Annotated in this window: 25 protein-coding genes; 18 read left to right on the forward strand and 7 right to left on the reverse strand. The window is 36.3% G+C overall.

From position 1 onward, the window contains the following. Nucleotides 1-73 precede the first annotated feature (73 nt). The 4 genes from GWK10_RS01905 to GWK10_RS01915 form a co-directional block, all read right to left on the reverse strand. On the reverse strand, nt 74-3,055 hold the full coding sequence (locus GWK10_RS01905) for a fasciclin domain-containing protein (RefSeq protein ID WP_164029204.1): 2,982 nt from the start codon (nt 3,053-3,055) through the stop codon (nt 74-76). Between the two features lie 534 nt (nt 3,056-3,589). After that, nucleotides 3,590-4,159 carry a heparin lyase I family protein gene (locus GWK10_RS01910; protein WP_204263069.1) on the reverse strand — a complete coding sequence of 190 codons (570 nt, stop codon included), beginning with the start codon at nt 4,157-4,159 and terminating at the stop codon, nt 3,590-3,592. Between the two features lie 117 nt (nt 4,160-4,276). Next, a complete protein-coding gene (locus GWK10_RS18270) occupies nt 4,277-4,696 on the reverse strand; it encodes a hypothetical protein (RefSeq protein ID WP_204263070.1) in 420 nt (139 codons plus the stop codon). A gap of 156 nt (nt 4,697-4,852) precedes the next feature. After that, nucleotides 4,853-7,045, reverse strand: coding sequence for an ATP-dependent DNA helicase RecQ (locus tag GWK10_RS01915; RefSeq protein WP_164029205.1), 2,193 nt, complete (start codon nt 7,043-7,045; stop codon nt 4,853-4,855). A 97-nt stretch (nt 7,046-7,142) separates the two neighbouring features. Between GWK10_RS01915 and GWK10_RS01920 the strand changes: the two genes are divergently transcribed. The 5 genes from GWK10_RS01920 to GWK10_RS01940 all read left to right on the forward strand — a co-directional run bounded on the left by GWK10_RS01920 (nt 7,143) and on the right by GWK10_RS01940 (nt 10,965). Further along, a complete protein-coding gene (locus GWK10_RS01920; protein ID WP_164029206.1) occupies nt 7,143-8,105 on the forward strand; it encodes a KpsF/GutQ family sugar-phosphate isomerase in 963 nt (320 codons plus the stop codon). A gap of 29 nt (nt 8,106-8,134) precedes the next feature. After that, nucleotides 8,135-8,950 (forward strand): twin-arginine translocase subunit TatC, encoded by an 816-nt coding sequence (gene tatC / locus GWK10_RS01925; RefSeq protein ID WP_164029207.1) that lies wholly within the window; start codon nt 8,135-8,137, stop codon nt 8,948-8,950. Continuing rightward, nucleotides 8,947-9,291 carry a carboxymuconolactone decarboxylase family protein gene (locus tag GWK10_RS01930; RefSeq protein WP_164029546.1) on the forward strand — a complete coding sequence of 115 codons (345 nt, stop codon included), beginning with the start codon at nt 8,947-8,949 and terminating at the stop codon, nt 9,289-9,291. The genes tatC and GWK10_RS01930 overlap by 4 nt, the downstream gene beginning before the upstream one ends. Before the next feature lie 121 nt (nt 9,292-9,412). After that, entirely contained in the window at nt 9,413-10,153 is a 741-nt protein-coding gene (lptB, locus tag GWK10_RS01935) for an LPS export ABC transporter ATP-binding protein (protein ID WP_164029208.1), read from the forward strand. Between the two features lie 14 nt (nt 10,154-10,167). Further along, nucleotides 10,168-10,965: an alpha/beta fold hydrolase gene (locus tag GWK10_RS01940; protein WP_164029209.1), complete on the forward strand. Its 798-nt coding sequence runs from the start codon at nt 10,168-10,170 to the stop codon at nt 10,963-10,965. A gap of 10 nt (nt 10,966-10,975) precedes the next feature. Here GWK10_RS01940 and GWK10_RS01945 read toward each other — a convergent pair whose 3' ends face one another. Continuing rightward, a complete protein-coding gene (locus GWK10_RS01945) occupies nt 10,976-11,707 on the reverse strand; it encodes a CDP-alcohol phosphatidyltransferase family protein (RefSeq protein ID WP_164029210.1) in 732 nt (243 codons plus the stop codon). A gap of 133 nt (nt 11,708-11,840) precedes the next feature. Here GWK10_RS01945 and GWK10_RS01950 point away from each other — a divergent pair, with 133 nt between their 5' ends. From GWK10_RS01950 to GWK10_RS01960, 3 genes are read left to right on the forward strand one after another with little or no spacing between them, the layout of a single operon-like run. Next, nucleotides 11,841-13,031: a lipoprotein N-acyltransferase Lnb domain-containing protein gene (locus GWK10_RS01950; RefSeq protein ID WP_164029211.1), complete on the forward strand. Its 1,191-nt coding sequence runs from the start codon at nt 11,841-11,843 to the stop codon at nt 13,029-13,031. Then, complete coding sequence (locus GWK10_RS01955) at nt 13,015-13,515, forward strand: hypothetical protein (protein ID WP_164029212.1); 501 nt, start codon at nt 13,015-13,017, stop codon at nt 13,513-13,515. The genes GWK10_RS01950 and GWK10_RS01955 overlap by 17 nt, the downstream gene beginning before the upstream one ends. Before the next feature lie 58 nt (nt 13,516-13,573). Continuing rightward, entirely contained in the window at nt 13,574-15,439 is a 1,866-nt protein-coding gene (locus tag GWK10_RS01960) for an ABC-F family ATP-binding cassette domain-containing protein (protein ID WP_164029213.1), read from the forward strand. Here the strand turns inward: GWK10_RS01960 and GWK10_RS01965 are convergent, their stop codons facing one another. Next, nucleotides 15,440-16,276 carry a glycosyltransferase family 2 protein gene (locus tag GWK10_RS01965; RefSeq protein ID WP_164029214.1) on the reverse strand — a complete coding sequence of 279 codons (837 nt, stop codon included), beginning with the start codon at nt 16,274-16,276 and terminating at the stop codon, nt 15,440-15,442. It lies immediately after the preceding gene. An 85-nt stretch (nt 16,277-16,361) separates the two neighbouring features. On the opposite strand from GWK10_RS01965, the gene GWK10_RS01970 reads away from it, so the two are divergent. Then, the gene (locus GWK10_RS01970; RefSeq protein WP_164029215.1) at nt 16,362-17,435 is read left to right on the forward strand and encodes a glycosyltransferase family 9 protein; all 1,074 of its coding nucleotides are present in this window, start codon (nt 16,362-16,364) and stop codon (nt 17,433-17,435) included. Then, nucleotides 17,432-18,250, forward strand: coding sequence for a glycosyltransferase family A protein (locus GWK10_RS01975; RefSeq protein ID WP_164029216.1), 819 nt, complete (start codon nt 17,432-17,434; stop codon nt 18,248-18,250). Before GWK10_RS01970 ends, GWK10_RS01975 begins: the two co-directional genes overlap by 4 nt. Here GWK10_RS01975 and GWK10_RS01980 read toward each other — a convergent pair. Beyond that, a complete protein-coding gene (locus tag GWK10_RS01980; RefSeq protein WP_164029217.1) occupies nt 18,245-19,030 on the reverse strand; it encodes a glycosyltransferase family 2 protein in 786 nt (261 codons plus the stop codon). The genes GWK10_RS01975 and GWK10_RS01980 overlap by 6 nt on opposite strands. A 40-nt stretch (nt 19,031-19,070) precedes the next feature. Here GWK10_RS01980 and GWK10_RS01985 point away from each other — a divergent pair, with 40 nt between their 5' ends. The 8 genes from GWK10_RS01985 to GWK10_RS02020 all read left to right on the forward strand — a co-directional run bounded on the left by GWK10_RS01985 (nt 19,071) and on the right by GWK10_RS02020 (nt 25,534). Continuing rightward, nucleotides 19,071-19,637 carry an L-threonylcarbamoyladenylate synthase gene (locus GWK10_RS01985; RefSeq protein WP_164029218.1) on the forward strand — a complete coding sequence of 189 codons (567 nt, stop codon included), beginning with the start codon at nt 19,071-19,073 and terminating at the stop codon, nt 19,635-19,637. A gap of 7 nt (nt 19,638-19,644) precedes the next feature. Further along, a complete protein-coding gene (locus GWK10_RS01990; protein WP_164029219.1) occupies nt 19,645-20,019 on the forward strand; it encodes a GxxExxY protein in 375 nt (124 codons plus the stop codon). 268 nt (nt 20,020-20,287) lie between these two features. Beyond that, nucleotides 20,288-21,712: a CCA tRNA nucleotidyltransferase gene (locus GWK10_RS01995; RefSeq protein WP_164029220.1), complete on the forward strand. Its 1,425-nt coding sequence runs from the start codon at nt 20,288-20,290 to the stop codon at nt 21,710-21,712. Continuing rightward, nucleotides 21,712-21,909: a hypothetical protein gene (locus tag GWK10_RS02000; protein WP_164029221.1), complete on the forward strand. Its 198-nt coding sequence runs from the start codon at nt 21,712-21,714 to the stop codon at nt 21,907-21,909. The genes GWK10_RS01995 and GWK10_RS02000 overlap by 1 nt, the downstream gene beginning before the upstream one ends. A 3-nt stretch (nt 21,910-21,912) precedes the next feature. Beyond that, the gene (locus GWK10_RS02005) at nt 21,913-22,947 is read left to right on the forward strand and encodes a COX15/CtaA family protein (protein WP_164029222.1); all 1,035 of its coding nucleotides are present in this window, start codon (nt 21,913-21,915) and stop codon (nt 22,945-22,947) included. Nucleotides 22,948-22,970: 23 nt separating this feature from the next. Then, a complete protein-coding gene (locus GWK10_RS02010; RefSeq protein ID WP_164029223.1) occupies nt 22,971-23,474 on the forward strand; it encodes an IS1096 element passenger TnpR family protein in 504 nt (167 codons plus the stop codon). Nucleotides 23,475-23,513: 39 nt separating this feature from the next. Then, a complete protein-coding gene (locus GWK10_RS02015) occupies nt 23,514-24,572 on the forward strand; it encodes a nucleoid-associated protein (protein WP_164029224.1) in 1,059 nt (352 codons plus the stop codon). A gap of 20 nt (nt 24,573-24,592) precedes the next feature. Beyond that, entirely contained in the window at nt 24,593-25,534 is a 942-nt protein-coding gene (locus GWK10_RS02020; protein ID WP_164029225.1) for an NAD(P)H-dependent flavin oxidoreductase, read from the forward strand. The last annotated feature ends 46 nt before the right edge of the window (nt 25,535-25,580 follow it).

Below are 25,580 nucleotides of genomic sequence, written 5' to 3' on the forward strand. Positions count from 1 at the left end.
TGAAATTTGAAATTTCAATGGAAAATAAAAAAGTTCCAACGGCATATACCATTGGAGCTTTTTATGCTAATTATTAATGTGAAGCCGGCGGAATAAGTACACCAGTTATTACGTGTACAACTCCATTTGTTGCTTCAATATCTGCAATAGCCACTTGAATTACATGACCATTTAGATAAATCTTTCCGTTATTATAAAAGATTGTTACATCCTGACCTTGTAAGGTTGTAACGGTATGCAATTGCTTCAAATCATCGGCCAACAACTTTTGCCCTACTACATGATACTTCAACACTTCTACTAAAGCATCACCTTCTGGTAATGCTGCTAATTGAGCAAAAGCATCGTTTGTAGGTGCAAATACTGTAAAACTTCCTTCACCATCTAAAACACCATCCAAACCTGCAGCTTCAACAGCGCTAACCAAAGTTGAAAGTTCCGGAGTCTCTTTCGCTAGGTCTAAGATTGTTTTCCCAGTAAAACTTGGTGGAATCAATACTCCATCAATTACATGAATAACGCCATTAGAAGCCATGATATCTTTTACAATAACGCTTATCGTTTCATTTAAAGTAATCATATCGCCATTACGCACAACAGATACCTGCTCTCCTTGCTTTGTAGTTACTAATGTTTCTCCTTGAGGGATGTCTGCTGAAGCTATTTTACCATCAATTACATGGTATAATAACACTTGAACTAGTGCATCACCCTCAGGAATTGCATCTAATTGATCAAATGCAGTATTTGTGGGTGCGAATACTGTAAACGGGCCATCGTCTTGTAATGCTTCTACTAAGCCAGCTTGCCCTAATGCACTTACCAAAGTGCTAAAGTCAGGATTGCCAACAGCAATATCAACTATTGAAGGTAAGGGTTGTAGACTTGGCGGAATTAATACACCGTCGATTACATGAATTACCCCGTTCGACGCCATGACATCTTTTAAAATCACCGTAATAGATTCATTTAAGGTAATCATATCTCCATTTCGAACTACAGAAACTTCTTCTCCTTGCTTCGTTGTCACTAATGTTTCTCCTTCGGGAATATCTCCTGAAGTAATTTTTCCATCAATTACATGGTATAATAAAACTTGTGCTAATGCATCCCCTTCTGGAATTGCATCCAATTGATCAAATGCAGCATTTGTTGGAGCGAATACTGTAAATGGTCCTTCTCCTTGCAAGGCATCTACCAAATTTGCTTGACCTAAAGCAGCGACTAGAGTGCTAAAGTCAGGATTACCAACAGCAATGTCAACTATTGAAGGTAGTGGCGGTAACAAAACTGTATCGATGACATGAACGATACCGTTCGAAGCCATAATATCAGCAATCACCACTTTTACCATTCCATTTAAAATCACATCATCGCCAATTTTTTCTACGGTAATTTCGGCTCCCTGAATAGTTGTTACTTTTCCATCTGCTAATAATGTAGCGGCATCAAATTTCCCAGCTGCAACATGATATAATAACACATCTTTTAAAGCATCGCCTTCTGGTAGCGCATCTAGTTTTTCAAAAGCATCATTTGTAGGCGCAAATACTGTAAATGGTCCTTCACCTTGTAATGTTTCAACCAAATCAGCAGCGCTTAGTGCACTTACCAGTGTTGAGAAGTTTTCATCTCCTGTAGCAATATCCACAATAGATGGCAGCGGCGGGATTAAGACATCATTAATAACATGTACAATACCGTTTGAAGCCATAATATTTGCAATGGCAACCTCAATATTCCCATTTAAAATGACCTTATCATCAGTCATTTCCACAGCAATTTCCGCTCCATTATTAAGAGTAACTACTGTACCAGCTTCTACAATATCTGCTGCAGTGAGCTTTCCAGATGCAACATGGTATAGTAATACCTCAGTTAAAGCATCGCCTTCAGGAATGGCTGCCAACTTCTCAAAAGCGGCATTAGTAGGAGCAAATACCGTAAAAGGACCGTCTCCTTGGAGTGTTTCTACTAAGTTAGCAGTTGTTAGTGCATTTACTAAAGTGGAGAAATTCTCATCACCAGTTGCTATCTCTACAATAGAAGGTAAATCCTGAAATGATGGTGGAATCAGTACCGCGTCGATGACATGTAAAATGCCATTTTTGGCTCTAATATTTGCTTGCACTAGTTTTACAACATCATTAATAATGATCTCATTATTCTCATTTAAAGAAACCTTGATATCTTCTCCCTGTAAGGTTGCAAGCATTTCTTTTTGCAGCAACTTCTGCGTACGGAACTTACCATCTAAAACATGATATAATAGCACTTGTTTTAGCGTATCTCCTCCTGGAACTGTCTCTAATGCAGCAAATGCATCATCCGTAGGAGCAAATAAGGTAAGTGGACCATCTCCTTTAAGTGCATCAACTAAGCCAGCATCGGTAGCCGCCTGAACCAGTGTATTAAAACGTCCATCGGAAGCAACAATATCCACTAAGTCTTGACTTGGGTTGGTAACACTCGTCAATTCAGCTGTCCAATTTCCTACACTTCTACCGTTTCTGGTAAAGAATCTAAACCGACCTTGAATATCTCCGTCGTCATCTGCTTGACCATAGCCAAATACTAGACTGTTGTCCGGGAGACGCATTATCAGATAAACAAAACCGTCACTAATCCAAGCTCCTCTTAAAGCAGCGCGTTCACCATCTCCTAGATCTAAAAACCCACGAATGATCGCAAAGGATGCGTGATATAAAGTAAATTTTACATTCAACTCCCCACTCAACTCAGCACCTTCATCAGCGCCGCGAGTTACAGTTGCGTTAAAATCGTAACGTCTTCTTTCTATACTAATCCCCCGATTAGCAGCTATTTTGCCGTCGGTTTTAGATGTAGTTTCATCATTAAGTTCACCATCAATCGTGGTTTTGGTCATTTCATCAATTTCTTCGAAACTGATGATGGGTGATTCTGCAAATTCTCCTTCTTCAAAAGCTTCTTCGACGACAAGGGGACCGTCATCATTTTTACAAGCTCCTAGAACAAGGACGAATGCCATTACCCAAATACTCTTTTTAAAAACATGGTTAATTAGTGTTTTCATGCTGTGTGATTTTTAAAAAATGGTTTATGTTTTATTCGGTGTGATTTATTTCATGTTATTATGTTTAACTTTAAAACAAAATAATTCAACAAATCATTGATACAACATGAATAGAATGGTTGCTTTGTTTAATATTTTTTAATAAATATTTAACAAAAATAAATAGTTATCGCTATGAAAATTATTGCTCTTTCTAAACCCATTACTGATAAAAACACAGTGGATGTGAGTTAAATATTGATTGCTAGGACAGAAAATTACCAAAGGTCAAATCAGCAGTTAATGCTACTTAAAACACCCATTAAAACTAAAATTATCTATTGTAATTTTCTACTGTTAGTAGCTAGAGGGAACACTAAACTGTAATTGGGATAAGAGTATTTGTATTTAGGATAAATACCTAAACACTATTTCAAAAATGGTAGATACTTTTTTTGTAGAGAAAGTATAAAAAATCTAACGAAGGTGCTTTAACCAAAATCAGCTGTTTAATACATTTTGAAAACTGATAAACAAACAGCAGTAATAAGATGCTTAAAGCTCTTCTATACTAAAATTCGCAAACAGCACAGATTCATCTCGAAGATCTTGTGCGTTTATTAAACTGCGATAAATACCCCATTTGGGTCTAATGAAAGAAGCGCCCGCTCTCCAATTTATGATATCGTCATTGGTATATTCAAACAAAATAGTATCATCGCCTATTCTTTTTATTTCTAAATCATAGGTCCCCGAAGTACCATAGGTTATTGTTTCTGTAACGCTTACCCATTTGTCTATAAAAGGTGCTAAATCCGTTTGGGCTAATGTAACCTGTCTATCAGTTTCAGCATAGCGCAATTCGAGCCTATCTGGACTACCTTTTCTTAATGTAAAGGTGTACATTGGCATTGCCGCTAAATCACCACCAACCGATTTTAGCTGATGTATATGTGTAAAGTCTGGTGAAGACTGAAACCCTGCAGGTAATTTAAATTTCCATTTGTAAACAACCTTTTCATTTTGTGTTCCCAATCTATCATCTGGTGATTGGTCGTAGGTTTTTATTTCATTACGCTGCCTATCAAAGTTTCTACATCGATCATTGTCAGGTTCAGTATGCATAAAGAACCTAAATACATTTGTATTTAACTCATTGTCAAAAACCTCGTCAATATGCCTTCCAAAAGCCGTATGCCCGCAATCTGGTACTTCGACTGGCTCGGCGCCAGGTGCGAGTATTTAAGTAATTAATTCATATGTATCACCTGGCCCATCTGCATCTAATGATACAATATTTGGTTGTACCACTTCTTCTTTTTCCAGGGTGATTGTCACGGTATTGTTGGATACATTTACATCTCGATATACCGTTCGAAATGCATCCTTAAAACCTACAGTAGCACGAACTTGCGATGAGTCAGAAGCAAAAATTATTGTTTTTTCAACCTCACTTTCAAGTGCCCTACCATAATTATAGCTTACTGTATTATTGAGTTGTTGCAGTAAATCGGAAGTATCAGCCCAAGAAATGCAACAACTAGATTGTGATACAGAAATATCCGTTTCAATAGGACCAGCCATTGGTTCCTGATCGTCTTTACAACTTGTAAAAAAGAAGAATGAAACGAGTATAAAAGCTAAAACTAATGATTTTTTCATAGTACAAATATAGATTCAAAATACTTAGAAAAAGTAGTTGCATTTGATTCCAAAAGTACCGGGCTACTTCATAGAGCTGTAATTCTTATTGTGGCCACTATCTTTTTATACTCTCTAAAGAAAACGAGAACAGAGCAATTAGATCTTGTAGAAGATTTAATTCGCAACCTCACTAATAAACTTTATGCGATATAGGCGTAGTTCCTCATCGTCATAATCGCCATCAAACTCCTCGATAGCATCGTCTATTTTATCAGATTCGGATTCCATGAAATAGTCATGAATTTCTTCTTGTTGATCTTCATCTAGCAAATCATCAATCCAATAGTTGATATTCAACTTTGTACCAGAGTAGACAATGGCTTCCATTTCCTTAATGAAGTTATCCATCTCCATGCCTTTTGCTGATGCAATATCGGTTAAAGGCAATTTTCTATCAACATTTTGAATGATATAGAGCTTCAAAGCGGAGTTCGCTCCAGTACTCTTCACGATCATATCTTCTAATCGAGTAATATCGTTTTCCTCGACATATTGGGCAATCATATCAACAAAATCCTGGCCATATTTTTTTGCCTTTCCCTCACCAATACCGTGAACATTAGAAAGTTCTTTTAAGTTTATTGGATATTTAAGGGCCATATCTTCTAACGAAGGATCTTGAAACACCACGAATGGCGGTACCCCTAATCGCTTTGCAGTACTACGACGCAAATCTTTTAGCATCGTCATTAATTTCTCATCAGCGGCAGCACCACTACCTTTAGCATTCGTAATTATTCCTGCATCGTTCTCCTCGTTATATTGATGATCCTCGGTCATCATAAACGAGCGTGGACTTTTTAAATACGCTCGTCCCTGATCGGTTAGTTTAATAACTCCGTAAGTCTCAATGTCCTTACGTAACTCTCCAGAGACTAGAACCTGTCGTAGGAGTGCCATCCAGAATTTGTCGCTTTCCTCCTTTCCGTTACCGAAAAAAGGCTTTTCATCAGTCTTATGCGACTTCATTAGCGCGTTCGACCTACCAATAAGTGTATTTACAATTTCTTTTGACTTATATTTCTCTTTAGTAGCTTCAACAATCTCTAACAACTTTACCACTTTATCTTGTGCCTCATGTTGCTTTTTCGGATTGCGAATGTTGTCATCCATCTCACCACCTTCTCCCGTTTCATTATCAAACTCTTCACCAAAATAATGTAATATGAATTTACGTCGTGACATTGAAGTCTCAGCATAAGCGACCATTTCTTGTAAAAGCGCATGCCCAATTTCTTGTTCTGCTACCGGCTTACCCGACATAAATTTCTCAAGCTTCTCTATATCTTTATATGCGTAAAAAGCAAGGCAAATACCTTCACCTCCATCGCGTCCTGCACGACCAGTTTCTTGATAGTAACTTTCGATACTTTTAGGAATATCATTATGTATTACAAAGCGAACATCTGGTTTATCAATTCCCATTCCGAATGCAATGGTTGCAACTACCACATCGGCATCTTCCATTAAGAACATGTCTTGATGTTTTACTCTTGTCTTTGCATCGAGCCCTGCATGATATGGGACGGCATTAATTCCATTAACCTGAAGGGTTTGAGCTAGCTCTTCTACTCGCTTTCTACTTAAGCAGTATACAATACCAGATTTACCTGAATGCTGCTTAATAAAACGAATCACATCGGCATCGACATTTTTTGTCTTTGGTCTTACTTCATAAAACAGATTGGGTCGGTTAAAAGAGGCTTTAAAAACCTTAGCATCAGTCATGCTTAAGTTCTTTAAAATATCCTCCTGAACCTTGGGTGTTGCAGTTGCGGTAAGGCCAATTATTGGGATTGACTCTCCAATACGCTTTATAATATTTTTTAAGTTTCGATATTCAGGTCTGAAATCATGCCCCCATTCTGAAATACAATGCGCCTCATCAATCGCCATAAAGCTAATGGTAACGGATCTCAAAAACTCGACATTCTCTTCCTTCGTAAGTGATTCAGGCGCGACATACAATAATTTAGTCACACCGTTGGTTATATCTTCTTTTACCTGGCGAATTTCAGTTTTAGTAAGCGATGAGTTAAGTACATGGGCAATACCATTTTCTTCGGATATACTTCGAAGTGCATCTACCTGATTTTTCATCAAAGCAATCAAAGGAGATACTACGATGGCTGTTCCATCTTTTACCAAAGCAGGTAATTGGTAGCAAAGAGATTTTCCTCCACCAGTTGGCATGATCACGAAAGTGTTGTGATCATTTATAATATTGTTTATTACCTTTTCTTGTAATCCTTTGAATTGACTGAAACCGAAGTATTTTTTCAGTTCCTTATGTAAATCAATTTCCATTGGCACTAATTAACTATAAGTAATTAATAGCTACATTTGCATTTGTTAATGAAATATAAGCATTTTTTAGGTTAAACAAAACTTAGCTGCCTATTTAATGGACAAACAGAAAATAATTCGGGTTGCCCGAAATACCATACAAGAAGAAGCAAACGCAATTGCCAATTTAGTCGATTTAGTTGATGAGGACTTTTGCAAGGCTGTCGACTTAATTTACAACTCTAAAGGTCGCGTTATTGTGACTGGAATAGGTAAAAGTGCCATTATTGCGCAAAAAATAGTTGCCACTTTTAATTCAACTGGAACACCTGCAATTTTTATGCATGCGGCAGATGCCATTCACGGTGATCTGGGTAATATTTTGACCGATGATGTGGTGATTTGTATCTCCAAAAGTGGAAACACACCGGAAATTAAAGTGCTGGTTCCTTTGATCAAGAATTACAAGAATCCTATTATAGCTATTACTTCTAATAAAACATCATTTTTAGGTACCGAAGCCAATTGTGTTTTGAATGCTTATGTTGAAAAAGAAGTATGTCCTAACAATCTCGCTCCAACAACCAGCACCACTGCTCAATTAGTTGTAGGTGATGCCCTGGCGGTAACCTTATTAGATATTCGTGGATTTTCTAGCAGTGATTTTGCTAAATACCATCCTGGCGGTGCTTTAGGCAAGAAATTGTATCTAAGAGTAAGTGATATTACTTCGCAAAACATGAAACCACATGTAGAGGCCAATGCCGATATCAAAAAGGTAATTATCGAGATTTCCGAAAATATGCTGGGTGTAGTTGCCGTGACAGAAAATGATAAGATCATCGGGATTATTACTGATGGTGATATACGAAGAATGCTTACAAAGAATGAGGATTTTAGCAAATTGAAAGCAGCCGATATTATGTCAGCAAACCCTAGGGTAATAAATAATGATGCCATGGCTGTTGATGCGATGGAAGTGATTGAAGAAAATAATATTTCACAGTTATTAGCTGAAGACAATGGAAAATATGCAGGAGTCGTTCATTTACACAACCTTATAAAAGAAGGAATTATTTAATGGGAGCAAGTGAACAAACCGGCACCGAAATGTCATTTTTAGAGCACCTTGAGCAACTACGTTGGCATTTAATAAGAGCTACAGTCGCTATTTTAATTGGGGGCACAGTCGCATTTATAGCCAAAGGAATCATATTTGATGTGCTTTTATTTGGTCCAAAGGATGTTAATTTTCCAACGTACCAAATTCTTTGTAATATTTCGAGAGCAATCGGGCTCGATGAATCATTTTGCTTAGAAGAAATACCCTACACCTTACAAAGTCGTACGGTAGCGGGTCAGTTTTCCGCTCACATGTGGACATCTATTACCGCTGGTTTCATAATTGCTTTCCCTTATGTCATATATGAATTTTGGAAGTTTATTAGCCCAGGTTTATACGATAATGAACGTAAAACAGCAGGAGGGTTTATCTGGATATCATCGCTTTTATTTTTTATCGGGGTCTTATTCGGTTATTACGTGGTTACACCATTATCACTGCGCTTTTTAGGAAGCTATCAAGTAAGTGCCGTTGTCTTAAATGAATTCGATATCGGCTCTTATATCGGTATGGTACGTGCATCAGTATTGGCGTCTGGCCTTATTTTTGAGCTACCCATTATTATTTATTTCCTCACAAAAATCGGACTTGTCACCCCGGAATTCCTGCGAAAATATCGAAAAATGTCGCTTGTTGTAGTATTGATACTTTCGGCTGTTATTACACCACCTGATGTTACAAGTCAGATTATCGTAGCGATACCCGTATTGGTGCTCTATGAAATAAGTATTTTTATCTCTAAAAGAGTGATAAAAAATCAAAAGAAAAAAGAAGCAGAAGCTAAGGCTAATCGATCAAAATAATGAGTCAAGTAGAAGAGTTTAACGCCTATCGCGAGAAAATGAATAGTAAGTTATTGAAAGACAATAACAAGATTATTAAACGCATTTTTAATCTAGACACGAATGCATTTATGGCCGGTGTTTTGGATGTAAAAACTAAGGAACTATTGGGCTTGGTCGCCTCCACTGTGCTACGTTGTGATGATTGCGTAAAATACCATTTAGAAACATGCTTTAAAGAAGGTGTTTCTAAAGAAGAAGTAATGGAGAGTTTAAGTATCGCAACCTTAGTTGGTGGTACCATCGTGATTCCGCATTTAAGAAGAGCTTATGAGTTCTGGGAAGAACTTGAGGCGCAGTAAACAGTATTCAGTTGGCAATAATGAAGGCTAGAAGCTTTGAACTGCAGCCTTAATGTATACTTTAATAACAAATTATAATCCCTTATTTGGTATTTAACCATTGATACCTCATCTTTGAAACATGATCTTACGAGCTGACAATATCATGAAGACCTATCGAGGTCGAAAAGTAGTAAAAGGCATATCTCTTGAAGTGAATCAAGGAGAAATTGTCGGGTTACTTGGCCCTAATGGTGCTGGTAAAACCACTTCTTTTTATATGATTGTGGGGCTAATAAAACCTAATGGAGGACAGATATATCTAGATCAAACGAATATCACCAAATTCCCAATGTACAAACGTGCACAGAATGGAATTGGATATTTGGCGCAGGAAGCTTCTGTTTTTAGAAAATTGAGTATTGAAGATAATATTTTAAGCGTTCTACAGCTTACAAAGCTTAGCAAGAAAGAACAGCTACATAAAATGGAATCGCTCATTGAAGAATTTAGTCTTGGGCACATTCGAAAAAACCGAGGAGACTTATTATCGGGAGGAGAACGGCGTCGAACAGAAATTGCTAGAGCACTCGCCACCGATCCTAACTTTGTTTTACTTGACGAACCATTTGCCGGGGTTGATCCAGTTGCGGTAGAAGACATCCAGCGTATAGTGGCACATCTTAAAAATAAGAATATTGGTATCCTAATTACAGATCACAACGTACAAGAAACACTAGCAATTACTGACAGAACCTATCTCATGTTCGAAGGTGGTATACTTAAGGCTGGTAAACCTGAAGAACTTGCTCAAGACGAAATGGTTCGTAAAGTGTATCTTGGTCAGAACTTCGAACTTCGCAAGAAGAAGTTGGAGTTTTAAGTAATTACATCAACATGAAACATCTTATTTGCGGTCTAATTATGGCCGCTATCTTTGGTTGCAAAGCTCAGGATCAAACTCATTTTTTTAATTCTTTCGATGAAACCAAAATTGCCTTTACTGATGAAGGTAATGGTGACGCTATACTCCTGTTACACGGATTCATTAATACAAGAAAAAATTGGGAGAAGAGTGTTCTAAAAAAAGAACTACTCGAAAAAGGATATCGGGTAATCGCCCCAGACCTTCGGGGCAATGGTGATTCTGATAAGCCGCAAAGTGATATAGCTTATCAAGATTTTGCAGAGTTAAAAGATATCATTGCTTTGATGGATCATTTAAAAATAAAACAATACCGAGCTGTTGGTTATTCTCGAGGCGCGATCATTTTATCAAAACTACTTACGATGGACGAGCGCATAACCAGAGCCACGATCGGTGGAGTCGGATCGGATTTCACGAATCCAAATTGGGAAATACCTCCTGCTTTTTCGAGAGCTTTCAGTGGTGAGGATAAACTAACTAAAATGACTGAGGGAGCCGTTAATTATGCAAAATCAATCAATGCAGATTTAAAAAGCCTAAGTCTTCAACAAAAATATCAGCCAACCACTACAAAACAGGAATGTGCAACCATCAATATTCCACTGATGATTATTTCAGGAAGGCAGGACACATCGAACGGAAATAGAGAAGCGCTCCAAAAAATGATCTCAAAAAGTTTTTTAAAGTATGTTGAAGGCGACCACAACAATACCTATAAACAAGAAAATTTCAGTAAAGCCGTTATCCAATTTCTAGAAGGAAAGTAGTTTGATAAACTTAACTTTTTGGTGTGACTAAGGAAATAATCACATAAAGAATAAGAAGAATCGGAATTGCAATAAATTTAAGCGTTAACAATAGGATAATACAAGCTAAAATAAAAAGATAACGCACTGCATTCTCCTTGAAACCCCATGTTTTAAACTTTAACGCAAACAGAGGTATCCGCGCATTCAGTAAAAAAGCACTCAAAATGGTTACTCCGATCAAAAACCATTGATTTCTTATTATTGTAAATGCCATTTCACTAAATTGATATTCCAATATTAATGGTAACGATAGGATAAGTAATGCATTTGCAGGAGTTGGTAGGCCTATAAAAGAATCTCTTTGCTCATCATCAATATTAAACTTAGCTAAGCGATAAGCAGAAGCAAGAGGTATAATAAAAGCTACAAAGGGAATTAACGAACCTCCAAAAATTCCCTCGAAAGTCCAATCATTACCATATGTCGAGTAATCACTAGTGCTACTTTTCATTAGCGACATCATCACAAATCCTGGTACCACTCCACTCGTGACCATATCGGCAAGAGAATCTAGTTGTACTCCCAACTCACTTTGCACTTTAAGGAGTCTTGCCGCTAGACCATCGAAAAAATCTAAAAAAATACCCAGACAAACGAAAAAAGCAGCGTATTCCAGCTTATTGTTAATCGCTAATATTGTCGCAATCAATCCACAGGAAAGATTACCCATGGTTATTAAATTAGGTATGTGTTTTTTCATTAGTCAGTTTCGCTAAGGCTAAAATAAGGTCTTTTCATTTATTTTATGAATACCCAAGCATATTAACCAAGTAAATATTTTTATTTTCACGTTTATAAAACAGCATAAGCCGCATCGAAAATGCCATTTTAATATGAAGTCGTTTTACATCTTTTTCCTACTAGTTTGTTCCAGCATTTTCAGTTTTTCGCAAGAAATTGAACTATCTAATAGGGCCGAAATTAGTATTCTTACGGGAGGGCCTGGTGACAATTTGTACACCAAATTTGGTCACACTGCGGTCAGAGTAAAAGACACTGTCGTCGGATTTGATGTTGTTTTCAATTATGGTTCTTTTGATTTTGACCAACCCAATTTTTATCTAAATTTTGCCAAGGGACGTTTATTATATAAGCTCACCAATTATAAATATGAGTATTTAGAACGCGCCTATAAAAGAGATAACCAGTCAGTACAGGAGCAGTGGTTAAACTTAAAACAATCTCAAAAACAACAATTTTTTAACAAGCTTTTGATCAACGCCAAACCTCAAAATAGCTCCTATTTATATGACTATTTTTATGATAATTGCGCAACTAGACCAAAAGATGTTTTACAGCAAGTTCTAGGAAATAATCTTGTTTTCGATGAAACTTATGTAACAGATATTCGAACAATTAGACAGTTATATTTAGATGAATTACCAGCAAATGATTGGGGAAATTTAGGCATAACTACAGCTCTAGGTTCCGTAATTGATAGCGATGCCTCGCCAATGGAACATATTTATATTCCGCATTATTTAAATAAAGCTTTATCAAAAGCAACCATAAAGACTGAAAAAGGTATCATTCCGGCAGTTGAAAAATCAGAAACTATTATTGACAGTACAAGAAAATCAGGTTTTGGTATTGATTTTTTCTGGAGCCCCGTATTTATATTTTCAGCACTGGCTTTTTTGGGGATTTTTATCACATATAAAGATAGAAAAAACAACAAGCGAACCAAGCTTCTTGATTGGCTTATCTTTTCTATAACGGGGCTCATTGGAGTTGTACTTTTACTATTGTGGTTTGCCACCGATCATATAGCTAGCGATAATAATTTTAATATTCTCTGGGCATTTACACCTAACCTATTATTCCTTTTCTACTTAAGAAAAAATAGCCAGAACTGGAACAAGCGTTATATGGCATTTCTCTTAGGCGCAATCTTTTTAATGCTGGTTTTGTGGGTATTCGGAATTCAATTATTTGCACTTTCTCTAATTCCAATTTTGGTATTATTATTGATACGATATGTATATCTATATCAATACTTTTCAACCAATGCAACAAGCAGTTAGAGTCCTACTTTTAATAGCCCTTTTATTTACTTCAACTAAGGTTTTATCATACCAATATGAAAAAGAACGCCCCAGTCATACAAAAGACAAACTGCTTAGTATTGGATATCAATATAGCTTTGGGGAGCCTAATCAAAAAAGGTTTCATTTAGTCGATCTCAACTATCAAAAGTCATATTCAAGCGGTATTCATGGTTCTAGTCTTAATTGGTATATCGGCAATGAATTCACAGTAGGCAATTCAGTATTTTTAATTGGCCCAAAAATTGGTGCTTACTTAAGCTATGGTGGTATTGTTTTAGGCTCACAAATGGTGTACTATACTAGCTTTCGAGAGGACAGTTTACGGTATGTGCCGTTTTTTGGTATTGGTGCCTCTTCATTCAGATTAACCATCAATCCACATATACGACTAACAAATACCGATTTTGAGCCAATAAATCGTGGTAGTGTGAATATCGTTATCGGAATCAATTTGAATTAAAACTATAGTATTCAACTTGCATTAGTACCTTTGGCAGGAATTCTATTTATAGCTTCTAGTGAACTACCTTTCAGTTGAAAATATTTCAAAAGCCTTTGGCGAACGCGTTCTATTTAGTGACATCTCATTTGGCATCAATAAAGACCAAAAAATAGCCTTTGTCGCTAAAAACGGAACGGGAAAAACATCCATCTTAGATATTATTGCTGGCATAACTCCACCCGATTCTGGGCAAGTAGTAAGCAGAAAAGGAATCAAGATATCATTCCTACCTCAAGAACCTAATCTAGATGGTAATCTAACGATAGAAGAAACAATTTTTGCTTCGGATAATGATATTTTAAAGGTCATTGAACGTTATGAAAAGGCATTAAACAATCCAGAAGATCAAGATGCTTACCAAAAAGCTTTTGACGAAATGGAGCAGCTACAAGCATGGGATTTTGAAACCCAATACAAGCAGGTCCTTTTTAAGCTTAAGTTGGACCAGTTAGATAGAAAGGTGCACCTACTATCAGGCGGGCAGAAAAAAAGGTTAGCAATGGCGAATGCATTGTTGAATAAACCAGATCTGTTAATATTGGATGAGCCTACGAACCACTTAGATCTAGAGATGATTGAGTGGCTAGAAGATTACTTTGCAAAAGAGAATATCACCCTGTTCATGGTAACGCACGATCGCTATTTTTTAGAACGTGTTTGTAATGAAATTGTCGAGTTAGAAGATGGTCAACTTTATAGTTACAAAGGAAACTATTCGTACTATTTAGAAAAGAAAGAAGCTAGGCTGCAATTAGAAGCTGTAAATACGGGAAAAGCAAAACAGCTATATAAAAAGGAATTGGAATGGATGCGACGACAACCAAAAGCGCGTACCACGAAATCTAAATCTCGCATTGATGATTTTTCCGAAATAAAAGCTAAGGCCCATAAACGGCGAGAAAATCATACCATGCAGCTCGAGATCAACATGGAACGAATGGGCAACAAGGTTGTCGAATTGCATAAACTATCTAAGTCTTTTGACGATAAGATTATATTAAAACAATTTGATCATAGTTTTCAACCAGGAGAACGTGTTGGAATTATCGGAAAAAATGGAACGGGTAAATCTACATTTTTGAATATGATTACTGGTGCATTACAACCAGATGCTGGTAAAATCATTACTGGAGAAACCATAAAGTTCGGCTACTACACTCAAAAAGGAATCAATATAAAACCAGGACAAAAGGTTATTGAGGTTATTAGAGAGTTTGGTGATTACATCCCGCTTAAAAAAGGGCGTCAAATATCAGCGCAACAACTTTTAGAACGCTTTTTGTTTGACAGAAAAAAATCTTATGATTTTGTAGAAAAATTAAGTGGTGGAGAAAGAAAACGACTCTACTTATGTACAGTTCTTATTCAAAACCCAAATTTTTTAATTCTAGATGAGCCTACGAATGACCTAGACATCGTTACCTTGAACGTTCTTGAAAGTTTCTTATTAGATTTTCCGGGCTGTCTATTGGTTGTTTCTCACGATCGCTATTTTATGGATAAGATTGTCGACCACCTATTTGTTTTTAGAGGCGAGGGTGTTATTGAGGATTTTCCCGGTAATTATTCTGATTTCAGAGCTTATGAAGACAGTACTCCTGTTGCAGCTCAAATTAAGGAAATAAAAACTGAAAAAACCGACTGGAAAAAAGATAATACTGCCGGAAAACTCTCTTATAACGAACAGAAGGAATACGAAAAAATCGAGCGTGAACTCAAACAACTGGAATATCGTAAAAAAGAAATGGAGGCTTTATTTGCGGAAGGAACTCTAGACAATGAAGCCATATTAGAGCAATCAAAAGAACTTGAGCAAGTAATTAAGAATATTGAAACCAAAGAAGAACGTTGGTTTGAACTAGCAGGAAAACTGGAAGGATAATTAAGCTGTCTCACTAAGGACATCGGCATCCTTTCGAATCCCATAATCTGTCCATTTTAATTTTTTAGAACGAGTCTCAAAACGAATAGCCCTGTTTTTCGCGATTGACTCTTTATTCTTATAACCACGTGGGTGGTCTAAGTGAATACAGATAGCACTATAGCGTATTTGTTTTGATTTAATCCCTGAATTGAAAAGGCGCTCTCCCAATTCGCGATCCTGACCTCCATACTGCATACGCTCATCAAAACCATTTATGGCAACGATATCTTCTTTCCAACCAGAAGCGTTATGGCCATTCCAACTTGCATTGGTAGGAGTCAATTTATTTAGTAGTTTGGATTTTAATCCGCTAGAAGTAAGCTTATTTGTTTTAAAGGAAGAAGGAAGCCCATTTGCAGCTAACCACTTAGCATCAAAACAACGTCCTGATCTAATATCTTCTTCACCGATGGCCTCAGAAATATTCATCGGCAACATAAAATATCCACCCGATAAAAAATAGCCTTTTTCTTTACGCTCTTCATGAATCGACAGAAAATCCTTTCTAGGAATACAATCGCCATCACTCATTACGATATATGGTGCGCTACATGCTTCAACTGCTTTATTAAGAATACGAGATTTTTGGAATCCGTCATCTTCTTGCCAAACATGTACTATAGAATAATCAACAATTGAACGATATCGATCGATTAAAGCCTTAGTTTTGGGACCTGAACCATCATCGGCTATAACCATTTCAAAATCTTTAAAATCTTGCATAGCATATCCTACAAGTACTTTTTCAAGCCAAGCCTCTGCATTATAGGTGCTTATGATTACCGATATATTCATTTAAAAGTTAGCCGCTTAAACTACTGCGAAGTTAAGTTTCTTTTCTATCATAGCAAAAACTAATATTTTTGATAACAATTTCTATATGAAGATATTGGTAATACAACAAAAAATGATCGGTGATGTTTTAACCTCATCTGTCATTTGCGACAATCTTAAAAAAACTCAGCCCGACCATGAAATTCATTATATGGCTAATGAAAATACGTTGGCTGTTATCGAGCAGAATCCGTCGATTGATTCCATTGTTGTTTTTAAAAAAGATTTTCGCTCAAGCAAGTACAAGTTCTATCGATTTCTACGATCAATTAAGAAAGAAAAATATGATATCGTAATTGATGCCTATGGGAAATTGGAGAGTAATTTAGTAACACTCTTCTCAGGAGCAAAAACAAAGATCGGTTGGAAAAAGTCCTATTCTAAGTGGATCTACACCAAAACCTACAATGCTTCACAACAGCAAAAAAACAAAGATTTAGCCGTTAATGATCGATTACTACTGATTGAATCATTTGTAAAAAACGAGGATGAAATAATTGTAAAACCAACCATCCATTTAACCGATAAAGAGCTAAACCAGGCCATTAGTTTCCTAAAAGAACATGGAATATCACAGAATGAAAATTTCATAATGATCGGAGTTCTTGGCAGCTCACATAACAAAACATATCCCATACCATACATGGCGAAACTGTTAGATATAATTGCTAGTAAAACGCAAGCTCACCTCCTATTTAATTATATACCTTCTCAATTTGAGGAAGCTGAAGCCATTTTCAATCATTGTAATCACGAAACCAAATCGCAAATTAAATTAGAGGCATTTGCGCCTTCACTCCGTTCGTTTCTAGCCCTATTATCTCATTGCGATGCACTAATTGGCAACGAAGGTGGTGCTGTTAATATGGCCAAGGCGTTAAATATTCCGACCTTCAGTATTTTTTCTCCTTGGATAAATAAAGAAGCCTGGCATTTGTTTGGGGATGATATCAATCAAGCAATTCATTTAAAGGATGTAAAACCAGAATTATATCGAGAGCTTAACAGAAAAGAACAAAAAGAAAATGCTATTCATCTTTATCAAGAGTTCAAACCAGAATTAATCGCAGAAAAGTTATCCGCTTTTTTAGATATCTTGTACCCTAACAAATCGGTATGAAGCTTAAAGAAATTCCTGCATCCATTTATCAAAACCTTCGCTTGAAGTTCGTTCCTATCAGAAGACTTCATAGAAGCAAAAAAGAAGCTTTACCCATAATTGTTTCGCTTACAACCATACCAAGCCGGCTTAAAACGCTACATATTACTATTCGCAGTATTCTCGATCAAAGTAGAAAACCAGAAAAAGTTGTGCTTTGGATAAACGAAAATGATGTTAACAATATTCCCTACAGTCTAATTGTACTTACTGGCGAGCGTTTCGAGATTGAGGTGTCCCCTTATACATTTTCGCATCGGAAATTGATTCACAGTCTAGAAAAATTTCCAGATCATATAATTGTTACATGCGATGATGATATGATCTATCGGAAAAACTGGTTAGAAATTCTGTATAATGAACATTTAAAAAATCCTCTGGCAATAACAGCAAATCAAACACGACATATTCGTTATGATTCTGACGGGACTTTAAAACCTTATAAAGAATGGCTATATCCTGAAAAAAATGAAATCAGTGAAACTGCTATATTACCTATTGGGGCCGAGGGCGTATTATATCCGCCAAAAATGCTGGATAGTGAAGTGTTAAACGTTGATCTATTTTTAAAACTCGCGCCGAAGGCGGACGACCTGTGGTTTAAAGCAATGTCCTTTTTAAAAGGAACTAAATCTGTTCAAGCAGAAAAAACTACTAAAAAAGCTATTCCTATTTTTGGTACACAGGCAATTTCTTTGAAAAAACACAATATCGATCAGGATAAAAACAGAACCCAATGGCAGGCATTGACTGATTATTTTGATATAGAGTTATAGGTACTTATCTAGACCATTCCCTGCCCAGGTTATTTTGTTTTTAATTGCCTCGTTTTGAATTTTACTGTTCTCATCCATCATACTTTTATCGCTAATGGTATGATCTAAATGAAAAACGAGCCCTTTAAATTTCATTCTTCGAGATTGAACACCGATATTATGAAGCCGGATTGCCATTTCGGAGTCTTCTCTTCCCCAACCGTGAATATCCTCGTTAAAACCGTTTATTTTCACAATATCCTCTTTCCAGAATGACATATTACATCCACGTAATTTTTTAGAAATACTCGATTCCTTTTTGCTTAGATTACTTAAAAAAGGAATTCTTAGACGTCTTGGTCTTTTCCCTAAAGAAGGATGCAAAATAGAAAAGTGGATCTGACCCGTATCCTCTATTTTAGAAACATAAGGTTGCTTAATGTGAACCCTTGTGCCATATAGATAAAGTCCCTTCTCGGCGAAACTTAAATGATCTTCAACACACTTTTCATGTAAAATACAGTCGCCATCAATTTGAATAATATAATCCGCCTTAGATAATGCAAGAGCTTTATTCAAGACAACACCTTTCCGAAATCCAATATCTTCATGCCAAACATGATGAATTGTTGATGATATTTTATTTCTATAATCGTCAATTAGTTCCTTGGTATCAGACTTTGACCCATCGTCAGCAATCAATACTTCATCTGGTAATTTTGATTGATTCGCAATACTTTTAAAAACAAGATTTAGCGCTTTGGGCCAATTATAGGTACTGATTAAAAGAGCAACTTTCATGTGTCAATTTAAGGCTTAAAAATACTACTTTTGCCACATTATGTCTATAGATACTGAAATAAACAACGCCTTAAACACTCTAAAAAAAGGAGGCATTATTCTCTACCCTACTGACACTGTTTGGGGCATTGGTTGCGATGCGACAAATGCAGATGCCGTTGATCAGGTTTACAAACTTAAAAACCGTGATGATAGTAAAGCCCTGATTTGTTTAGTTGATGGATATCGAATGTTAGAGCAGCATATTGAAAATGTTCCAGAAGTTGCTTATGATATTTTGAAAAATACTTTTAAGCCAACTACTGTTATATATGATCAACCGATTCGAGTAGCAGGCAACTTAGTCGCTGAAGATAATACGTTGGCAATTCGTGTTGTAAAACATAATTTTTGCCAGCAACTGATAAAGAAATTAAAGCGTCCATTGGTTTCTACATCCGCAAATATTAGTGGAATGCCAGCACCAAAGTCTTTTAAGGATATAAGCCCTGAAATTTTAAATGGTGTGGACTATGTAGTCAATCTTCAAAAGGAAAAAAGCGGTTCAAAACCATCCTCTATTATCAAGTTATCGAATAGTGGGGTTGTGACTATAATAAGGAAATAAGATAGGATTGGCAGATATAATTTACAAAGAAGAAAGTTATAAAATTGTTGGGTGCCTTTATGAGGTTTTCAATAACCTTGGAGGTGGATTCTCTGAAATCGTTTACAAAGATGCAATTGAGTACGAGTTTGCAAAAAATGATATCCCATTTGAACGTGAAAAAGAATATCAAGTAAATTACAAGGGTATTATTCTGGAGCATAAATTTTATGCTGATTTTGTAATCCAGGATAAAATTATTTTAGAAGTCAAGACTATTTTACAATTGACTGATGTTCAACTAGGGCAATGCATTAACTATTTAAAAGTTTCAAATAATAAACTTGCCATTCTAGCAAATTTCAGTCAACAAGGTTTTGAATATAAAAGAGTGGTTCTTTAATCTAGACAAAAATTTAGCGATCAAAGAAAAACTACAACTATTTCACCACGAATACACGAATATCTATATGTGTATGCTTAGTGAATAAAAATCATCTAGGCTTAAAACCAATATCTAATTTCTTAATATTTTATTGTGAAGTAAAATCAAAAAAATATTCGTGTATTCGTGGTGAAACATAACTAAGGCTTCTATTTAATAACAATAATTCGAACATTAACAATTATCTTTGTTGACAAATTCCTATCATTAAAAAGCTTTCTCATTTGTGAGTACCCATAATTTAAAATCAGCATTAAAAAATCCCGTTTTTGATCTTGTTGCAAAGGCAGCTAAACAGACCAATCTTGAGACCTATGTTATAGGCGGATTTGTGCGCGATTATATTCTAGAACGCAACAATGCCAAAGACATTGATATTGTAGCAGTCGGTAGCGGAATTGCACTTGCAAAGCAGGTAGCAAAAAATATTGGTCCTAACACCAAAGTACAAGTATTCAAAAACTTTGGTACTGCGATGGTACAGGCAGCTGATATTGAACTTGAATTTGTGGGTGCTAGAAAAGAAAGTTATGATCGAAACAGTCGTAAACCGGCCGTGGAAAATGGGACCTTAGAAGATGATCAAAACCGTAGAGATTTTACCATCAATGCTATGGCCATTAGTCTAAATGAGCATAATTATGGAGAGTTGGTTGACCCTTTTGATGGTTTTACTGACCTCAAGAACAAGCTCATTAAAACACCACTTGAGCCCAATGTAACGTATTCCGATGATCCGCTAAGGATGATGCGTGCGATTCGGTTTGCTACTCAACTTGGTTTTAAAATAGATACGGCATCATTTAATGCGATTAAGGATAATGCAGATCGTATTATGATAATTTCCAAAGAACGCATCAATGACGAATTGCATAAAATAATACTAAGTTCGAAGCCTTCCGTCGGTTTTATATTGCTTGAAAAAACAGGTTTATTATCTCATATTCTACCAGAATTAATTGCTCTAAAAGGTGTTGAAGAAGTAGAGGGGCAAACTCATAAAGACAATTTCTATCACACGCTAGAGGTAGTTGATAATATTTGCGAACATACAGATGATCTATGGTTACGCTGGGCTGCCCTATTACATGATATTGGTAAAGCGCCAACAAAGCGATTTAGCAAAAAGGTGGGATGGACCTTTCACGGACATGAGTTTGTCGGGTCCAAAATGGTTTATAAGTTATTCAAGAGATTACGAATGCCATTGAATGACAAAATGAAGTTTGTTCAAAAAATGGTACTAATGAGTTCAAGACCTATTGTCTTAGCTCAAGATATTGTTACCGACTCAGCCGTTCGTAGATTGGTTTTTGATGCCGGCGACTATATAGAAGATTTAATGACGTTATGCGAGGCGGATATTACTACTAAGAACCCTAAGCGCTTTAGAAAATACCATAACAATTTTAAGATCGTACGTCAAAAAATGGTAGAGGTTGAAGAACGTGATCACGTTCGTAATTTTCAACCACCAGTTTCGGGAGAAGAAATCATGGAAACTTTTGACTTGAAGCCTTCTCGTGAGATTGGAATCATTAAAGAGGCCATTAAAGAGGCCATTTTAGAAGGGGATATTCCGAATGAATATGAAGCTGCCAAAGCACTTATGCTTAAAAAAGGAAAAGAACTTGGATTAAAAGTCAATTAATGAGAAAGTATTTAAATCGCACATTTTTGATATCATTCTTAGTCAATGGTGGCACATTTGCTATTGCAATGGCCATTTTAGATTTTTCAGATGATAAGCCCTTTAGACTTTGGAGGTTTCTTTTTAATCTCATTTTCTTCGGACTTTTTATGGCCTTAATTTTTGTTTGGAAACGAAAAAAAGATTCTTCAAAATAGATCATGAAAAACAACTTTAGAAAGGCTGCTAAGGCAAGTTTAATTCTGGTATATATAGTAATCATCGCTGGTGCAGTAGTGCGAATGACTGGCAGCGGGATGGGTTGTCCTGATTGGCCAAAATGTTTTGGTTACTTGATACCACCAACAGAGCGGGCGGAGCTAGAATGGAAACCAAATACTTTTTACAACGAAGGTCGCATTATAATTGTCAATGAAACGCTTCGAATTACCCCCAATGATTTCACTTCATCATCAACATACAACGAAAGAAATTGGGATGCTTATACCGCACATGACTATGCCATTTTCAATCCACTTCATACGTGGATAGAATACATAAATCGACTATTTGGTGCATTATCGGGGATTCCCGTTCTACTGATGACTGTACTTTCTTTTTTCTTATTTAAGGATGATAAATGGCTTGCATATTTATCCGTCTTGACCCTAATAGCGCTAGGATTTACCGCCTGGCTTGGTAAAACCGTTGTCGACTCCAACTTAGCACCAGTAAAAATTACGATACATATGGTGGTGGCGCTGCTGATTGTTGCACTAATTCTCAGTCTGATTTATAGAAGTAAAGAAAGTGTTTCAAATTTCATTTACAATGCTTCATTTAATAAGCTGTTAATCGTTGCGGTTGTTCTAAGTTTAATTCAAATAATATTAGGCACCCAAGTGCGGCAGTTTGTAGACATGAATATAAAACAGGTAGGATATGAATCACCTGAATTATGGTTGAACAATCCAACTATTACATTTTATATTCATAGATCACTATCCATTTTAGTAGTTGTACTCAATGCCTTTTTATGGTATTTAAACAAGAAAAATAGCTTAGGTTTTTCAAAAATAAACTGGGTAATGGCATTTATTGGTATTGAAGCACTAACTGGTGTTTTAATGTATTATGTTGATTTTCCATTTGGAAGCCAGCCAATACACCTTGTCATTGCAACACTATTATTCGGGATGCAATATTACTTGTTTTTAGAATCAAGAAAAGCTCGTGTGTCCGTTCAAAGTTCGTAAATTTACACGCTAAATAATTTATAATGCTATATCGTTTAAGAGTCTTACTCGATAGTGAGGCGGAAGAAGATGTTTTTCGCGATATCGAAATGCTCAAGCACCATACGCTCGAAGATTTTCATAACGCTATCACCCAATCATTTGGGTTCGATGGAACAGAAATGGCCTCTTTTTATGTAAGTGATGACGACTGGAATCAAGGCGAAGAGATTTCTCTTTTTGACATGAGTGATTCTAGCCAGCCCGTACGCTTAATGGGAGAAACCATGCTAGAAGAAGTAGTGTCTGAAGATAAGACGAAGCTAATTTACGTCTATGATTTCTTTAATTTGTGGACTTTTCTTGTCGAGTTGGCCGATATTACTGTGGTACTAGACGGGACTGATTATCCTAACCTAATGTACGTTCACGGACAACTGCCAGACGAAGTACCAGAAAAGCAATTTGAAACAGACAATGTTGGAATGGACGATGACCTAGATCCGGAAGATTACGACGAACTAGGCTTTGATGAAAATTGGAATTAAAGCAAAAAAAGCACCTAAAAAATATAGTTATACCTATTTATGATTAATCTGTATCCCGTTAATATTGAAAGCCTATCATTGCACCGAGTAGGCAACAAAAGTAGAAATGAAGGTATGTTTCTTTCAGAAAATCCATGTAGATTGACTGATGAACTGCAACCATTGATCAAGGAATTTTTCTTTAAACCGTTTCGAGATAAAGAAGAAAACTATTTTCAGTTTACGAACGATGTTGATGTTACCTTTAATAGTTTATTCGAAATTGTATCGGCGATTTTTGATAAGCCTGAAGCAGTACACGAACAATCAAAAAAAATAACGAGTTTACTTTTTGATCAATCACAACATCCACATATCAAAAATGGGGAAGTCTACGTGAGCTATCTGACAAACGTTGTAATCGACAATCAAAAGGTCGAGGCTGTTGGTATTTTTAAGTCAGAGATCAAACAAGACTTTTTACAGTTTGAAGAGCAATCTAGTAACCTTGAAATGGTATTACAACAAGGTATCAACTTAAACAAATTAGATAAAGGCTGCCTGATATTCAATATTGAAAAAGAAAATGGTTATAAAATTCTTTCTATTGACAGTAATAGGTATGACACGAAATACTGGCTTGAAAATTTTCTTGGTGTTGACGCCTTAAATGATGAGAATTTCAAAACTAAAAAGTATTTAAAATTCTGTCAAGATTTCGCTAAAGATGTGGTATTACCAGCTGAGGATAAGAAAGAACAAGTAATGTTCATGAATCGAGCAGTAAATCACTTTGCTAAAAATGATGATTTTGAAGAATCGTCTTTTTTAAATGAGGTGATTGATAATCCTGATTTGATTCCCGAGTTTAAACACTATAAGGTTGAAAAAGCGCCTAAATATCAAATTGAAGACCTTACTTCTTTTCCTATTGCCAATAAAGCCGTTTCTGCCGCAAGAAAAACAATTAAAAATGTAATTGATTTAGATACCAATATTCAAATTAAGATGGATTTTATCAATCCGGAATCTGCAGAGAAGTTTGTTGAAAAAGGCTGGGATGAAGAAAAGCAGATGTATTATTATCTAGTGTATTTTAATAAAGAACAGAAAAGCTAAATAAAAATTACTGCTTTAGAATGACCAACCGTATCACCGAACTTTTCAACATCAAATGTCCCATAATCCAAGCTGGCATGATATGGGCCAGCGGTTGGAAGTTAGCATCGGCTGTAAGTAATGCTGGCGGATTGGGAATTATCGGAGCTGGATCAATGTATCCTATTGTCCTGCGCGAACATATTCAGAAATGCAAAAAAGCTACTGATAAACCTTTTGGCGTAAACGTACCAATGTTATATCCCGATCTAGAAGAGATCATGAATATCATTGTTGAAGAAGGCGTGAAAATCGTATTTACATCGGCAGGAAATCCAAAAACATGGACTCCCTATTTCAAAGAAAAAGGCATTACAGTGGTACATGTAGTAAGTAGTGTAAAGTTCGCCCTAAAAGCACAAGAGGCCGGAGTTGACGCTATTGTTGCGGAAGGTTTTGAAGCGGGTGGGCATAACGGCCGCGATGAAACTACAACGCTTACCTTGATTCCCATGGTAAAAGAACAGATCAAAATTCCGCTAATTGCCGCTGGTGGTATTGCTACTGGTCGAGCAATGCTTGCTACCATGGTTTTGGGTGCTGATGCTGTTCAGATAGGAAGTCGATTTGTTGCAAGTGACGAAGCTTCATCACACATTAAATTTAAAGAAGCAGTAGTCGCAGCAAAAGAAGGTGACACTCAACTTACTTTAAAAGAATTGGCACCTGTTCGACTAATTAAAAATAAGTTTTATAACGACGTCCAGGAATTGTATCGAAAAGCGCCATCAATAGATGAACTGAAAGAACTACTTGGTCGTGCTAGAGCCAAAAAAGGTATGTTTGAAGGAGATATGGACGAAGGGGAACTAGAAATTGGTCAAATTGCTGGATTAATTCACGATATCAAACCCGCTGCAGAGATCGTCTACGATCTTATTTCTGAATTCAAAAAAGCACAGCAAGAGTGCGCCAGCTATTAGCTAAATCTAATTTTTAGTAACTTTAGGTATTATTGATTGAACAATA

Origin of the sequence: Spongiivirga citrea, assembly GCF_010671565.1 — a bacterium.
GTDB classification, from domain to species: domain Bacteria; phylum Bacteroidota; class Bacteroidia; order Flavobacteriales; family Flavobacteriaceae; genus Spongiivirga; species Spongiivirga citrea.

What these genes read in the sequence shown, in the direction of transcription:
- GWK10_RS01965 (WP_164029214.1), bottom strand. Translation starts at nt 16,276, where the DNA reads ATGAATATATCGGTAATCATAAGCACCTATAATGCAGAGGCTTGGCTT.
- GWK10_RS01915 (WP_164029205.1), bottom strand. Translation starts at nt 7,045, where the DNA reads ATGGAAATTGATTTACATAAGGAACTGAAAAAATACTTCGGTTTCAGT.
- GWK10_RS01910 (WP_204263069.1), bottom strand. Translation starts at nt 4,159, where the DNA reads ATGCATACTGAACCTGACAATGATCGATGTAGAAACTTTGATAGGCAG.
- GWK10_RS02010 (WP_164029223.1), top strand. Translation starts at nt 22,971, where the DNA reads ATGCTATATCGTTTAAGAGTCTTACTCGATAGTGAGGCGGAAGAAGAT.
- GWK10_RS01980 (WP_164029217.1), bottom strand. Translation starts at nt 19,030, where the DNA reads ATGAAAGTTGCTCTTTTAATCAGTACCTATAATTGGCCCAAAGCGCTA.
- lptB (WP_164029208.1), top strand. Translation starts at nt 9,413, where the DNA reads ATGATCTTACGAGCTGACAATATCATGAAGACCTATCGAGGTCGAAAA.
- GWK10_RS01945 (WP_164029210.1), bottom strand. Translation starts at nt 11,707, where the DNA reads ATGAAAAAACACATACCTAATTTAATAACCATGGGTAATCTTTCCTGT.
- GWK10_RS01955 (WP_164029212.1), top strand. Translation starts at nt 13,015, where the DNA reads ATGCAACAAGCAGTTAGAGTCCTACTTTTAATAGCCCTTTTATTTACT.
- GWK10_RS01950 (WP_164029211.1), top strand. Translation starts at nt 11,841, where the DNA reads ATGAAGTCGTTTTACATCTTTTTCCTACTAGTTTGTTCCAGCATTTTC.
- tatC (WP_164029207.1), top strand. Translation starts at nt 8,135, where the DNA reads ATGTCATTTTTAGAGCACCTTGAGCAACTACGTTGGCATTTAATAAGA.
- GWK10_RS01920 (WP_164029206.1), top strand. Translation starts at nt 7,143, where the DNA reads ATGGACAAACAGAAAATAATTCGGGTTGCCCGAAATACCATACAAGAA.
- GWK10_RS01970 (WP_164029215.1), top strand. Translation starts at nt 16,362, where the DNA reads ATGAAGATATTGGTAATACAACAAAAAATGATCGGTGATGTTTTAACC.
- GWK10_RS18270 (WP_204263070.1), bottom strand. Translation starts at nt 4,696, where the DNA reads ATGAAAAAATCATTAGTTTTAGCTTTTATACTCGTTTCATTCTTCTTT.
- GWK10_RS01985 (WP_164029218.1), top strand. Translation starts at nt 19,071, where the DNA reads ATGTCTATAGATACTGAAATAAACAACGCCTTAAACACTCTAAAAAAA.
- GWK10_RS01975 (WP_164029216.1), top strand. Translation starts at nt 17,432, where the DNA reads ATGAAGCTTAAAGAAATTCCTGCATCCATTTATCAAAACCTTCGCTTG.
- GWK10_RS02015 (WP_164029224.1), top strand. Translation starts at nt 23,514, where the DNA reads ATGATTAATCTGTATCCCGTTAATATTGAAAGCCTATCATTGCACCGA.
- GWK10_RS02020 (WP_164029225.1), top strand. Translation starts at nt 24,593, where the DNA reads ATGACCAACCGTATCACCGAACTTTTCAACATCAAATGTCCCATAATC.
- GWK10_RS01940 (WP_164029209.1), top strand. Translation starts at nt 10,168, where the DNA reads ATGAAACATCTTATTTGCGGTCTAATTATGGCCGCTATCTTTGGTTGC.
- GWK10_RS02000 (WP_164029221.1), top strand. Translation starts at nt 21,712, where the DNA reads ATGAGAAAGTATTTAAATCGCACATTTTTGATATCATTCTTAGTCAAT.
- GWK10_RS02005 (WP_164029222.1), top strand. Translation starts at nt 21,913, where the DNA reads ATGAAAAACAACTTTAGAAAGGCTGCTAAGGCAAGTTTAATTCTGGTA.
- GWK10_RS01905 (WP_164029204.1), bottom strand. Translation starts at nt 3,055, where the DNA reads ATGAAAACACTAATTAACCATGTTTTTAAAAAGAGTATTTGGGTAATG.